The sequence below is a fragment of the Curvibacter delicatus NBRC 14919 genome, from assembly GCF_001592265.1.
GTDB classification, from domain to species: Bacteria; Pseudomonadota; Gammaproteobacteria; order Burkholderiales; family Burkholderiaceae_C; genus Hylemonella; species Hylemonella delicata.
In genome coordinates this window covers 52800-66046 of sequence record NZ_BCWP01000023.1, presented here as the reverse complement: position 1 = coordinate 66046, position 13247 = coordinate 52800, and the positions used below count along the sequence as shown (strand labels likewise).

The 13247-nt window shown below is 63.4% G+C and carries 15 protein-coding genes and 2 tRNA genes; 11 read left to right on the top strand and 6 right to left on the bottom strand.

The window, feature by feature from the left end; all coding sequences use genetic code 11:
• Nucleotides 1-24: 24 nt before the first annotated feature.
• The 6 genes from CDE01S_RS11945 to CDE01S_RS11920 all read left to right on the top strand — a co-directional run bounded on the left by CDE01S_RS11945 (nt 25) and on the right by CDE01S_RS11920 (nt 5013).
• A complete protein-coding gene (locus tag CDE01S_RS11945; protein WP_066707614.1) occupies nt 25-405 on the top strand; it encodes a DUF934 domain-containing protein in 381 nt (126 codons plus the stop codon).
• A gap of 1 nt (nt 406) precedes the next feature.
• The gene (locus CDE01S_RS11940) at nt 407-1039 is read left to right on the top strand and encodes a phosphoadenosine phosphosulfate reductase domain-containing protein (protein WP_066707611.1); all 633 of its coding nucleotides are present in this window, start codon (nt 407-409) and stop codon (nt 1037-1039) included.
• A 21-nt stretch (nt 1040-1060) separates the two neighbouring features.
• Complete coding sequence (gene cysD / locus CDE01S_RS11935; protein WP_066707602.1) at nt 1061-2005, top strand: sulfate adenylyltransferase subunit CysD; 945 nt, start codon at nt 1061-1063, stop codon at nt 2003-2005.
• Between the two features lie 127 nt (nt 2006-2132).
• Nucleotides 2133-3476 carry a sulfate adenylyltransferase subunit 1 gene (locus CDE01S_RS11930; RefSeq protein WP_066707598.1) on the top strand — a complete coding sequence of 448 codons (1344 nt, stop codon included), beginning with the start codon at nt 2133-2135 and terminating at the stop codon, nt 3474-3476.
• 102 nt (nt 3477-3578) lie between these two features.
• A complete protein-coding gene (gene fdxA, locus CDE01S_RS11925) occupies nt 3579-3908 on the top strand; it encodes a ferredoxin FdxA (RefSeq protein WP_066707594.1) in 330 nt (109 codons plus the stop codon).
• 4 nt (nt 3909-3912) lie between these two features.
• A complete protein-coding gene (locus tag CDE01S_RS11920) occupies nt 3913-5013 on the top strand; it encodes an NAD(P)/FAD-dependent oxidoreductase (protein ID WP_066707591.1) in 1101 nt (366 codons plus the stop codon).
• A gap of 279 nt (nt 5014-5292) precedes the next feature.
• Here the strand turns inward: CDE01S_RS11920 and thiD are convergent, their stop codons facing one another.
• On the bottom strand, nt 5293-6150 hold the full coding sequence (thiD, locus tag CDE01S_RS11915) for a bifunctional hydroxymethylpyrimidine kinase/phosphomethylpyrimidine kinase (RefSeq protein WP_066707587.1): 858 nt from the start codon (nt 6148-6150) through the stop codon (nt 5293-5295).
• 26 nt (nt 6151-6176) lie between these two features.
• Between thiD and CDE01S_RS11910 the strand changes: the two genes are divergently transcribed.
• The 5 genes from CDE01S_RS11910 to CDE01S_RS11890 all read left to right on the top strand — a co-directional run bounded on the left by CDE01S_RS11910 (nt 6177) and on the right by CDE01S_RS11890 (nt 9489).
• Nucleotides 6177-7277 (top strand): FAD-dependent oxidoreductase, encoded by a 1101-nt coding sequence (locus CDE01S_RS11910; protein ID WP_066707584.1) that lies wholly within the window; start codon nt 6177-6179, stop codon nt 7275-7277.
• Nucleotides 7278-7281: 4 nt separating this feature from the next.
• Complete coding sequence (gene thiS, locus CDE01S_RS11905) at nt 7282-7479, top strand: sulfur carrier protein ThiS (RefSeq protein WP_066707581.1); 198 nt, start codon at nt 7282-7284, stop codon at nt 7477-7479.
• Between the two features lie 152 nt (nt 7480-7631).
• A complete protein-coding gene (locus CDE01S_RS11900) occupies nt 7632-8435 on the top strand; it encodes a thiazole synthase (RefSeq protein WP_066707579.1) in 804 nt (267 codons plus the stop codon).
• Complete coding sequence (gene thiE, locus CDE01S_RS11895) at nt 8432-9352, top strand: thiamine phosphate synthase (protein WP_066707576.1); 921 nt, start codon at nt 8432-8434, stop codon at nt 9350-9352. The genes CDE01S_RS11900 and thiE overlap by 4 nt, the downstream gene beginning before the upstream one ends.
• Before the next feature lie 61 nt (nt 9353-9413).
• Nucleotides 9414-9489 (top strand) — tRNA-Asn (locus tag CDE01S_RS11890).
• 421 nt (nt 9490-9910) lie between these two features.
• Here the strand turns inward: CDE01S_RS11890 and CDE01S_RS11885 are convergent.
• The 5 genes from CDE01S_RS11885 to pal form a co-directional block, all read right to left on the bottom strand.
• Nucleotides 9911-9986: transfer RNA gene (locus CDE01S_RS11885), tRNA-Lys, on the bottom strand.
• Between the two features lie 72 nt (nt 9987-10058).
• Nucleotides 10059-10808: a tRNA threonylcarbamoyladenosine dehydratase gene (locus CDE01S_RS11880; RefSeq protein ID WP_066707622.1), complete on the bottom strand. Its 750-nt coding sequence runs from the start codon at nt 10806-10808 to the stop codon at nt 10059-10061.
• Nucleotides 10809-10817: 9 nt separating this feature from the next.
• Complete coding sequence (locus tag CDE01S_RS11875; RefSeq protein WP_066707574.1) at nt 10818-11933, bottom strand: YeeE/YedE family protein; 1116 nt, start codon at nt 11931-11933, stop codon at nt 10818-10820.
• A 37-nt stretch (nt 11934-11970) separates the two neighbouring features.
• Entirely contained in the window at nt 11971-12702 is a 732-nt protein-coding gene (gene ybgF, locus CDE01S_RS11870) for a tol-pal system protein YbgF (protein WP_066707572.1), read from the bottom strand.
• 20 nt (nt 12703-12722) lie between these two features.
• Nucleotides 12723-13247, bottom strand: a complete 525-nt coding sequence (pal, locus tag CDE01S_RS11865; RefSeq protein WP_066707570.1) for a peptidoglycan-associated lipoprotein Pal — start codon at nt 13245-13247, stop codon at nt 12723-12725.

The window sequence follows — 13247 nt, the reverse complement described above, 5'->3', positions numbered from 1 at the left end:
ACGCTGCCTGAAGGAATGAACACTATGAAATTGATAGCTGCCAGCGCCCATTCGACGGCGCCCCAAGGCCAAAACGTGCTTGAACTCGCGAACGATGCCGATCCGCGCGCCGTTTCGCTGGCCGGTGTCGACCGCATCGACCTGCAGTTCCCCAAGTTCACCGACGGCCGCGCCTTCAGCCAGGCCTTCCTGCTGCGCCGCCGCCTCGGCTTCACAGGCGAGATCCGCGCCACCGGTAACGTGCTGGCCGACCAGTTGCAGCAGATGGCCCGCAGCGGCTTCACGTCGGCAGTGCTGCGCGCCGACCAGGACCTGGCCATCGCCGAGCGCCAGCTGGCACGGTATGCCGAGTTCTACCAGGGCGATGCCGTGCAGGCCAAACCCCATTTCCTGAAAGCCGCCTGAGATGAGCGCCATCAGCACCCTTGATATCGAACAGATCAACGCCCAGCATGGCCGTGACGCCACCGCACTGGTGAAGTGGGCGCTCGGCCTGGGCCAGAAGGCCATCGTCACCACCAATTTCCGCCCCTTCGAGGCGGTGATCCTGCATCTGGTCACGCGCCTGCAGCCCGATGTGCCGGTGATCTGGATGGACAACGGCTACAACACCGAAGCCACCTACCGCTATGCCGACGAAGTGACCCGTCAGCTCGGGCTGAACCTGCGCATCTACCTGCCCCTGCGTTCGCGCGCGCACCGCGAGGCGGTGGACGGCCCGGTGCCGGCGCTCGACGATCCGCGCCACGCGGCCTTCACCGAAGAAGTGAAGCTGGAGCCGTTCGCCCGCGCGTTGCGCGAGACCGCCCCGAGGGTCTGGTTCACGGCGCTGCGTGCCACGGACAGCGCCGTGCGCGCCCAGATGGACCCCGTGAGCATCAACCCCGACGGCCTGATCAAGGTTGCCCCGCTGTTGCACTGGTCGTCCAAGGACCTGTACCAGTACTGCGAGCTCCACGGCTTGCCCAACAACTTCGACTACGTGGACCCGACCAAGGGCGAAGACCAACGCGAGTGCGGCCTGCACCTGACCCACTGAATAACGGAAGAAGACCCTGCCATGAACGCCCGCACACAACACGAACTACTGGACACGCCTGTGCACCATTTGAGCAACGCACACCTGAATGCGCTGGAAGAGGAAACCATCTTCATCCTGCGCGAAGTCGCCGCTGCCTTCGAGCGCCCGACCCTGCTGTTCTCCGGCGGCAAGGATTCGCTGGTGCTGCTCAAGTGCGCTGAAAAGGCTTTCGGCGTCGGCCGCATCCCCTACCCGCTGCTGATGATCGACACCGGCCACAACTTCCCCGAGGTGACGGCCTTCCGTGACCAGCGCGCCCGGGAACTGCAGGCCGAGCTGATCGTGCGCAGCGTGGAAGACTCGATGGCGCGCGGCACCGTGCGCCTGGCCCACCCGGGCGAGAGCCGCAACGTGCACCAGTCGGTCACGCTGCTGGAAGCCATCGAGGAATTCCGCTTTGACGCGCTGATCGGCGGCGCGCGCCGAGACGAGGAAAAGGCCCGCGCCAAGGAACGCATCTTCAGCCACCGCGACAGCTTCGGCCAGTGGAACCCCAAGGCGCAGCGCCCGGAACTGTGGACGCTGTTCAACACCCGCTTGGCCCCGGGCGAGCACTTCCGCGTGTTCCCGATCTCCAACTGGACCGAGCTCGACGTCTGGCAGTACATCGAGCGCGAGCAGATCGCCCTGCCCTCGCTCTACTACACCCACCCGCGCAAGGTGGTGGAACGCCGCGGCCTGCTGGTGCCGGTGACCGAGATCACGCCGCCGCGCGACGGTGAAGAGGTGGTGGTGCGTGACGTGCGCTTCCGTACCGTGGGCGACATCACCTGCACCTGCCCGGTGCCGAGCCTGGCGGCCACTGCCGGCGACATCGTGATCGAGACCCTGGCGGCCGAGGTGAGCGAACGCGGCGCCACGCGCATGGACGACAAGACCTCGGACGCCTCGATGGAGAAACGCAAGAAGGACGGGTATTTTTGACACACCCCCAGGCTTGCCCACTTCGTGTGGCCGCCACCCCCCTTGCAGGGGGCGGCACCAGCGGCCCGGCGAAGCCGGTTCCGCGGTGCCCCTGGGTTGGAAGCACTGCATTCGGAAAGAGATTCTTATGACAACCGCTACAAAATCAATAGCTGCTACCGCATATTCCACGGTGCCTTCCGGCAAAAATGACACGCAATCCGCGCTGAAGTTCATCACCTGCGGTTCGGTCGATGACGGCAAGAGCACGCTGATCGGCCGCCTGCTGGTGGACACCCGCGCCGTGCTGCAGGACCACTTGGCTGGCGTGCAGCGCCAAGGCGAAACCGATCTGGCCCTGCTGACCGACGGTCTCTCCGCCGAACGCGAGCAGGGCATCACCATCGACGTGGCCTACCGCTACTTCAGCACCGAGAACCGCAAGTTCATCATCGGCGACGCCCCGGGCCATGAACAGTACACGCGCAACATGGTCACGGCCGCCTCCAGTGCCGACGCCGCTGTGGTGCTGGTGGATGCCACCAAACTGGACTGGGCCAAGGCCGGCCTGGATCTGCTGCCGCAGACGCGGCGCCATTCGCTGCTGCTGAAACTGCTGCGTGTGCCGTCCATCATCTTTGCCGTCAACAAGCTCGATGCCGTGGCCGATGCGGCCCTGGCCTTTGCCCACATCCGCAGCGCCCTGCTGGCCTTTGCCGAAAGCGCCGGCTTGAGCGTGACGGCCACCGTGCCGGTCTCCGCCCTCAAGGGCTGGAATGTGGTGGATGCCCCGGCCGAGGCCAACTGGTGCGGCTACGGCGGCCCGACGCTGCTGGACATCCTGGAGCAGTTGCCCGTGACCGCCGCCGACACTGGCCTGCCGCTGGCATTCCCGGTGCAGTGGGTGGAGAAATTTTCCTCTTCCAGCGACACCAGCCAGGGCCGGCGCGTGTTCTGGGGCCGTGTGGCTGCCGGCGGCGTGCAGGCCGGCGATACGGTGCGCGTTTTCCCCAGCGGGCAGAGTGCCACCGTGGCCCAGGTGCTGGACCACGTGCGCCAGCCCGGGGCCGTGGCCGCTGGCCACAGCGCCGGCATCGTGCTGGACCGCGAGGTGGATGTGTCGCGTGGTGACTGGCTGCTGGCCGGTGCCGACAGCCAAGCCGGTGATGCCGGCCTGACGCCCAGCCGCGAACTGCTGGGCACCGTGGCCTGGCTCGACGACGAAGCGCTGGTGGCCGGCCGCGTCTACTGGGCCTTGCATGGGCACCGCTGGGTCAAGGCCAAGGTCAAGCGCATCGTGCACCGCCTGGACATCAACACCCTGGCCGAAGAAGACGCCAGCCAGCTGGAGCCCAATGCCATCGGCCATGTCGAGCTGGCACTGCAGGAGCCGATTGCGGCCTTGCCCTTCGCCCGTTCGCGCGTTCTGGGCTCACTGATCCTGGTGGATACCGCCACCCACAAGACCTCCGGAGCCCTCCTTTTGCATTGACTTATCTCAACAACCCTGCCCCCGACAAGGACGACAATCGCCAGACTTCCCAAAACCCAATAAAATCAAGGGCTTCTTCCCTTTTTCCTCCAGAACTACAGCATGACCCACGTCGTCACCGAATCCTGCATCCGCTGCAAATACACCGATTGCGTTGATGTCTGCCCCGTCGACTGCTTCCGCGAAGGTCCGAACTTCCTGACCATCGATCCCGATGAGTGCATCGACTGCGCCGTCTGCATTCCCGAATGCCCGGTCAACGCCATCTACGCCGAAGAAGACGTGCCGTCCGACCAGCAGCACATGACCAAGCTCAACGCCGAGCTGGCCAAGCTGCCAACCTGGAAGAGCATCACCAAACGCAAAGCCGCCCTCCCCGATGCGGAAGAGTGGAAAGACAAGACCGGCAAGCTCAAAGAGCTGCTGCGCTAAAAGCATGGAACCGAAACTCAGTCAAGAAGTGATCAAAACCGCCCAGGCCCACGAAGGCCCCATTGAAACCGACGCCGTCATCGTCGGCGCTGGCCCGGTGGGCCTGTTCCAGGTGTTCGAACTCGGCCTGCTCGAGATCAAGGCCCACGTGATCGACTCGCTCGCTTATCCCGGCGGCCAGCCGATGGAGCTCTATCCCGACAAGCCGATCTACGACATTCCGGCCGTGCCGGTGTGCACCGGCAAGGAACTCACCGATTCCCTGCTCAAGCAGATCGAGCCCTTCGGCGCCACCTTCCACCTGGGCCAGGAAGTGACCGTGGTGCAGAAGCAGGACGACGGCCGTTTCTTCGTCGAAACCTCCAAGGGCACCCAGTTCCTGACCAAGACCATCTTCATCGCCGCTGGCGTCGGCGCCTTCCAGCCGCGCACACTGAAGGTCGAGGGCCTGGACAAGTTTGAAGGCTCACAGCTGTTCTACCGCGTCAAGAACCCGGCCGACTTCGCCGGCAAGAACCTGGTGATCGTCGGCGGCGGCGACTCCGCGCTCGACTGGACGCTGAACTTCACCGCCGAAGGCCCGAACAAGGCCGAGAGCGTGATCCTGCTGCACCGCCGTGACGGCTTCAAGGCGGCTCCGGCCAGCGTGGCCAAGATGAAGGAACTGTGCGACGCCTACGAGATGCAGTTCATCGTCGGCCAGGTCACCGGCTTCGAAGAGACGGACGGCAAGCTCACCGCGGTCAAGGTCACCGGCGGCGATGGTGTCACCCGCGTGGTGCCCATGGACGTGCTGCTGGTGTTCTTCGGCCTGAGCCCCAAGCTGGGCCCGATCGCCGACTGGGGCCTGGAGATCGAGCGCAAGCAGCTCGTGGTGGACACCGAAAAGTTCTCCACCAGCGTGCCCGGCATCTTTGCCGTGGGTGACATCAACACTTATCCGGGCAAGAAGAAGCTCATCCTGTCGGGCTTCCACGAATGCGCCCTGGCCGCCTTCGGCGCCATGCCCTTCATCTTCCCGGAAAAGAAGGTCCACCTGCAGTACACCACCACCAGCCCCAAGCTGCACAAGGTGCTGGGCGTGGAAACGCCGGTGTTCGACTGACCCAGGTCAACATTCGCCGAAACAAGTTAAGGCCCGCCTCAGAGCGGGCTTTTTCTTGGCTCTAAAATTCGCCTGTGCTCACAAGAGCACATTCGCTGGGGGTGTTGCCCCGCCTGAAATAGGTGGGCCGCGACTGAGACAGTCCCTTTGAACCTGACTGAGGTAATCCTCGCGCAGGGAAGCAGGCTCAACAGGCCGCGTATCGACTCTTGATGCGCTTTGGCCCCGCCGCCCGCCGCCCCTGCCTTTGAAACGATTGTCATGACGCGTGCGGAAAAGTCATCGGGGCGCAGACAAGGTCTGCATCGCCATCGGCGCATAACCGTGGTTCAGCGGACCGTGGCCGTGACCGGTGCGCACATCAGCGCCTGCAGCAATCGCGCGCAGGATATAGGCCCGGGCCCGGGCCACGGCAGTGGCCAGATCCAGCCCCAGTGCCAGATGGGCGGCAATCGCAGACGACAAGGTGCAGCCGGTGCCGTGGACATTGAGGCTCTCGATGCGCTGCGACGCCAGGCGTTGCGACGGCTGGCTCTTCTCCAGCAACACATCCACCACGTCGGTTCCTGGCAAATGGCCGCCCTTGAGCAGCACGCTGGGTGCCCCCAGCGCCTGCAGCTCGCGTGCCGCCGGCTCCAGAGCGGCAATGCCCTCGATCGGATGGCCCAGCAGCAGCTCGGCCTCGTCCAGGTTGGGAGTGATGACGGTCGCCAGCGGGAACAGCTCCTGCACCAGCACCTGCACCGTTTCTTCTGCAATCAGGCGGTCACCGCTGGTCGCCACCATCACCGGATCAAGCACCACCTGCCGGAGCCCATACTGACGGATGGCCTGCGCCACCACCCGCACCACCTCGGGCGCGTGCAACATACCGATCTTCACCGCATCAACGCCGATGTCTTCCACCACCGCTTCGATCTGTGCCTTGAGGATCTCGGGCGGCACGCCGTGGATGGCGCGCACGCCCTGCGTGTTTTGTGCCGTGATGGCCGTGATGGCCGTCATGCCATAGCAGCCCAGCGCGCTGAAGGTCTTCAGGTCGGCCTGGATGCCGGCGCCACCGCCGCTGTCGGAACCCGCGATGGACAGCACACGCGGGTAGTGTTTTTCGTTGGCAGAAATCGTTGTGTTCGTCATGACGAAAATTATCAGGGTATTTTGAAATGACCACTTCCCCTTCCCGCCCCTCCTCTGTCGTCCTCGGCGCCGGCCTGATGGGCCGGCTGCTCGCCTGGCAACTGGCTCGTGCCGGCCATGCCGTCACCGTGTATGAAGCCGGCGGCGCCGATGCCCAGGGCTCGCCTGCCCGCATCGCGGCCGCTATGCTGGCCCCCTTGGCCGAATCCGCCGTCACCGAGCCCAGCGTGGTGGAAATGGGGCGCTACGCGCTCACACGCTGGCCCGAACTGCTGGCGCAGCTGTCGCAGCCGGTGTTTTTTCAGCAGGACGGCACGCTCATCGTCTGGCACCGCCAAGACGCCGCCGACGCCCAGCGTTTTGCCCGCCTGCTGCAGGCCAACCAGGAAAAGGTGCCCGCCTTGCCCAAGATGCAGGCGCTTGATGCTACCGGCATGGCCGAGTACGAGCCTGCGCTGGGCAACCGCTTCACACAAGGCCTGTACCTGCCGGGTGAAGGCCAGCTCGACAACCGCCAGTTGCTGGCGGCCCTGCTGCACGAGCTGCAAACACTCAAGGTTGACCTGCACTGGAACAGCCCGCGCGCCCCGCAGGACTTCGCCCCCGGCACGGCAGGCCAGCCGGACTGGGTGTTCGACTGCCGCGGCCTGGGTGCACAAGCGCAATGGCCGCAGTTGCGCGGCATCCGCGGCGAAGTGGCGCGCATCCATGCCCCCGAAGTCACCCTGCGCCGCCCCACACGCATGGTCCACCCGCGCTATTCGATCTACATCGCGCCAAAGCAGGACCACGTGTTCGTGATCGGCGCCACCGAGATTGAGAGCAATGACCTCTCGCCACCGAGCGTGCGCTCCACGCTGGAACTGCTGAGCGCGGCTTACGCCGTGCACAGCGGTTTTGCCGAAGCGCGCATCCTGGAGATCGCCAGCCAGTGCCGCCCCACCCTGCCGGACAACCTGCCGGCCATCCGTCAGCTGGGGCCCCGCAGCTTGCAAATCAACGGCATGTACCGCCACGGCTTCATGATCTCCCCGGCCCTGCTCGACGCCGTGCTGGAACTGGTGCACGAGCAGCGCACTACACTGGCGAACTCACTCGACCTGCATCTGGAAACTGTGCCGACCTGAATCCATGAAAGTCTTCATCAACAAGAACGAGTACGAACTCGCCGACGGGGCAACGCTGCTCGATGCCATTGCGGCCATTGAAGCCAAGCCGCCGTTTGCGGCCGCGGTCAACACGCAGTTCGTGCCCAAGACGCAGTACGGCGAACATCGACTTCAGCCGGGTGATCGCGTTGACATCATTGCGCCTGTCACCGGTGGATAAAGTGGCACACCCCCAGGCTGCGCGCACTTCGTGTCGCTCCTCCTCCCCCCTTGCAGGGGGCAACGCCAGTGGCCCGGCCAAGCCGGTTCCACGGCGTTTCCCGGTTGGGTTCTTCCACACATATGCCATCGCAAACCACATGGACTGCTGACATGCAAACCGCCCCCATCCAAGACCCATTCATCCTATACGGCGAAACCTTCCACAGTCGCCTGCTGCTGGGCACCTCGCGCTATCCGTCGCCGGCCGTGCTCGAAGCCGCCGTAAAACAAGCCAAGCCGGCCATGCTCACGGCCTCGCTGCGCCGTCAGACGGCGGCCCCCGGTGAGAGCGGCAACGATTTCTGGAACTTGCTGAAGGCGTTGAACGTGCCGGTGCTGCCCAACACCGCCGGCTGCCACAGCATCCAGGAAGCCATCACCACGGCACAGATGGCGCGCGAGGTGTTCGAAACGGCCTGGATCAAGCTCGAGCTGATCGGCGACGACTACACCCTGCAGCCCGACACGCTCAACCTGGTGGAAGCCGCCAGTTGGCTGATCAAGAACGATTTCAAAGTACTACCCTACTGCACCGAAGATCTTGTGCTGTGCCAGCGCCTGGTGGATGTGGGCTGCCAGGCCGTCATGCCCTGGGCTGCGCCCATCGGCACCGGCAAGGGGCCCATCAACCCCTATGCCATGCGCGTGCTGCGCGAACGGCTTGACGTACCGATGATTGTGGACGCGGGCCTGGGACGCCCCTCTCATGCCTGCCAGGTGATGGAATGGGGCTTTGATGGCGTGCTGCTGAACACCGCCGTCGCGCTGGCGCAGGAGCCCGTGACCATGGCCGGCGCTTTCGCCGCCGCAACCCAGGCCGGACGCGATGCATATCGCTCCGGCGCCATGGCCGAACAAGAGTCCGCCCAGCCGAGTACGCCGTTACTGGGCACCCCTTTCTGGCACCACGCATGAACCTCGCCGTGAACGCACTATCCCTCGAGGCCGCGGCCATCGTCGCCGCACACCAGGCCGCCCTGGCCCTGCCTGTCGAAAGTCAGGCTGCCATGACCTACGGCAGCACTGACCCCGTCTATCGGGCTGCCAAGCAGGCCTGCAAGGCTATGGGCTTTGTCGAAATCGATGCTGAATGTCTGGCCCAGGCCTGGCAAGCCATGACACGTCGCACAGGCCGTTTCGACGCCAAGGCCTGGCCCGAGGAGCCGGCCGACTTTGGCATGCGCCCCTGGCCTCGCGAGGATGCTTTTGCCCCCTGCCCGAAAGCACTGGGCCTGTACGCCGTACTGCCCGATGCCGCCTGGGTGGGACGGATGGCTCGCGCCGGCGTGCCCACGGTCCAATTGCGATTCAAGTCGGATGACGCCAGCGCCATTCAACGCGAAGTTCAGGCCGCGGTGGACGCGGTACGAGGCACCGATGCACGCATCTTCATCAACGACCACTGGCAAGCCGCGATTGCCGCCGGCGCCTATGGCGTGCACCTCGGACAGGAAGACATGGACGTCGCCGACCTCGCCGCCATCCGGGCAGCCGGCCTGCGCCTGGGACTCTCCAGCCACGGCTATGCCGAAATGCTGCGCGCCGACCGCGTCAGCCCAAGTTACATCGCCATGGGTGCGGTGTTCCCGACCACGCTCAAGCGAATGGCAACGGCCCCGCAGGGGGCTGGCCGATTGCATGCGTACGCACGCCTGATGCGCGACTACCCGCTTGTTGCCATTGGCGGCATTGATGCCAGCAAACTGCCCGAAGTGCTCGCCAGCGGCGTGGGTTCCGTGGCGGTGGTACGTGCCATCACAGGTGCCGACAACCCGGAAGCGGCAGCAGCGCAACTCCAGTCGCTGATGACGCCGCTCCGCTCGGATCGATGAGCCAAATTTTTTCGTCTCACTTGCGAAGCCGACAAAAATGACGCTATAATTTAAGTCTTGTTCCTCGATAGCTCAGTCGGTAGAGCGCCGGACTGTTAATCCGTAGGTCCCTGGTTCGAGCCCAGGTCGAGGAGCCAAATTTGATAAGCCCTAGCACGTAAGTGCTGGGGCTTTTTCATTTCTGATCGCGACTTAAACGTGACAAAGAAATCACGTTTCGTCCACGTCCTCCACGCTCAATTCGAGACGCAGCGGACAACGGATTCTTCGCTGCAGAATTGGCATCGCGGTCCACCACGCTCTCGACTTCCAGCGGCTCAGGTCCCTCAGCTCGTTTCAGGTGCAGGCATCACCTCACCACTGATCGTTGAGGTCGTCGTTGGATGTTGCCTGCATTTTGGGCAGCCCTTGGGAGGCCAAGGCTGGCGTGGCTCATCCGAGTTATCAGGCAAGATATCCACAACTTTAACCACGCACAGCGGGGACAACTGACGGTGTATTTTGGAACGTACAGACAACAAAAAAGGACTTGGCTGTTAAACCAAGTCCTTTGAATTTTGGTGGGACGTGCGTGACTCGAACACGCGACCAACGGATTAAAAGTCCGCTGCTCTACCGACTGAGCTAACGTCCCATCAGGGCCTTGGCAAAACATTTTTTGCTGTTTTGCCAAGCCTCAAATTATAGCGTTTTTTCGACCCTCTCTTCAAGGAAGAACTGAAATTTCGTTCATCACCCATCCTGCCGCACACTGCCCAAAAGTGGCCGTGACAGACACCAGTGAGCCATAGCCACTGCAGTTCAGCGAGCCGTCACCTTCAACGGAGCAGGAAGCATCAGGCTGCCTGACGGACTCGCGACTGAAGACACAGGCGACGCCGATCTTCTTCCCATCGCGTGCTGCACCGTGCTCACGGCGCAAGCGGTAGCGCAACTGGGCCAGCAAGGGGTCATGCGTGGTCTTGCTCAGGTCTTCAATGTCGACCTGGTGCGCCAGGCGTTTGCCGCCAGCAGCCCCCACGGTGATGAAAAGGGTCTTGTGCCGCAGTGCCCAAGCCGCCATGGCAGTTTTGGCGCGCACCTGGTCACAGGCGTCGATGACGGCATCCACACCTGCCGGCAGCAAGCCAGGCCAGTTGTCAGGCTCGACAAACTCCTCAATGCACTGAACCACACAATCCGGGTTGATCTGGGCGATGCGGTCGCGCATGGCCAGTACCTTGGCTTGACCGAGTGTGCTTTCCAGCGCGTGAATCTGACGGTTGATGTTCGATTCGGCCACATGATCGAGGTCGATCAGCGTCAGACGCCCGACCCCGCTGCGCGCCAAGGCCTCTGCCGCCCAGGAGCCGACTCCGCCGATGCCAATGACCGCAACGTGTGCGGCGCGGATGCGCTGCGCGCCGGCGAGGCCGTACAGACGCGCCAGCCCGCCGAAGCGTCGCTCTGCATCCATGGCGCCCAATCAGGCGACGCGCTCAAGCCGCCACATCTGATACTTGAATGCGGCGATTGCGCCCGCCATGATGGCGGCGACAGCTACAAAACTTGTAGCACCCAAGGTGGAGATACCCGTCAAGCCCTGGCCAATCGTGCATCCCATCGCGGTAACGCCGCCAATGCCCATGAGCACAGCGCCGACCAGGTGGTTGGCCAGATCTTCGGTGCCGCGGAATCCTTCCCAGCGAAAGCTGCGGCTGGCCAGCGCCATGATGGCGGAACCGACGATGACACCCGCCACCGAAACAATCCCCACTGACAGGACCTTGCTCTTGTCACTGAATAACATCAGCCAGTCCAGCGCATAGGCAATCGGCGCCACAAAGCTCATGGATTCGGAACGGCCGGAGTTGGTGGCCAGAAAGACCTCATCAAGCGTCTCCGGATGTTCGGCAACAAAACCCAGATGCCCGCTGACCCACCACATCGCGACAATGATGGCACCGATACCCAGGCCACCCAGCAGGTTGTCCAAACGGCAGAACTCGCGTCCGAGCAAAGCCCAGATGATCAGCGCACCGCCGATGAGCAGGCCCAGCGCCAAAGTCATCAATGCGGGCGACACACCGAAAGCTGCCGCGGCGAGATGCGGCAGGTTGGCGATGGAAGCAAACTCGATGAAGGCTTGGTCTACGCTCGCCACGCGCACGACGGCCGTGATGCCTTTCATGGTGGCAAAAGCCGCCAACCCCATGACCAGCAGGACCACCAGCGACTTCAGGCTGCCGCCACCGACACGAACCAGTGTCTTGCTGCCACAACCAGAGGCCAGCACCATGCCGAAGCCGAACAACGCACCGCCAACGGCCGCGGAGAGCCAGAGCCAGCGGTTCGACGCATGCAGGGTCTTGGTCGGATCGATGATGCCGGCGTAGGCCAAGAGGGCAAAACCAGCCATGGCGACACCGGCTGCCAGACCCCACTGGCGCATGCGCGTCCAGTCGCCCATGTTGACGACATCGCTGATGGCCCCCATGGTGCAAAAATGGGTGCGCTGCGTGATGGCGCCAAAGATGATGGAAAGAACAAAAGCGGCGATCAACACCTGCGCGTTGAGCGCGGACAATTCAGAGACTTGCATCCCAGAATTTTAGGCGATCTTGCTTCCTGGGCGCGCCCTACTTGAGTCGGGCCAGACGGTCTTTGGCGGCGGCCGCGGCCTCGGATTGCGGATAGGCCTTGACCAGCTCGTCCAAGGTCTTGCGTGCCCCGCGCAGGTCTTTCAGCTCCACTTGGCAGTTGGCAATCGACAGCACGGCTTCTGGCGCACGCAAGTGATCCGGCGCCTGCGTCAGCAGTGTGCGGAAGTTCTGCACTGCTTCCTTGTAGTCGCGTGTCGCGTAGCGGGCATTGCCAAGCCAAAAGTACGCTGATGGCGCATAGCCGCTTTGGGCATAGCGCTTAGTGAAGTCAACGAAGGCCGTCTGGGCCGCGGCGAAATCCCCCTTGCGGAAGATGCCAAGTGCAGCTTCGAAATCGCGTTTTTCGGCCGGCTCGGCCATGAATTCACGACCATCCAGCGAGACCTTGATAGGTTCGAACTTGCGCAGGCGTTCGTCCACCCCTTGCATCACGTCACGCTGCTGGCGCTGCAACTCCGACACACTGCGTGCAAGCTGCTCGTTCTGCCCCTGCATCCGGGCCAGATCGGCGCGCAGGGCCTCGATCTGGTTTTGCAGATCCAGCATGCTGCGCCGCATTTCCTCGCTGGAGCGGCGCGCGTCTTCCTGGCTGCTGCGCAGATCAACAATGGCGCGCCGGGCCTCATCGTCCTCAAACAAGCCGGCCTGGGCCGTGCAGGCGGCCCAGCCCAGCAGCAGCGCGCCTGTCAGTCGCGTATATCGGGTCACAGCCGAATCTCCTGCCAGTTTCAGCGGTAGCTGATTTCAGCGCGACGGTTCTTGGACCAGGCCGCTTCGTCGCTGCCTTGGACAGCAGGCTTCTCCTTGCCAAAGCTCACGGCCTCGACCTGGCTGTCTGCTGCGCCAAGCAGCACCAGCGCACGGCGCACGGCCTCGGCACGCTTTTGCCCCAGAGCCAGGTTGTATTCACGACCACCACGTTCGTCGGTATGGCCCTCAATGGCCACCTTGCGATTCTTGTCCGCCTTGATGTGGCGGGCATGGGCTTCGATCACGGATTGGAATTCCGGCTTGACGACATAACTATCATAGTCGAAATAGACGACACGCGGCCCCGCCGGAGCAACGCCGAGCTTGCTTTTGTCGAGATCGACGGAGGCAACGCCGTTCTTGCCGGCAGCATTGGCATCAGCGCCGTCAACGGAAGCACCGGAGCGGTTTTCAACGGGCACATCGTCAAGCTTGACAGAAGAGCCGCAACCAACCATCAACAAGGCTGCGCCCAAGATCAAGGCATATTTTTTCATCGACAT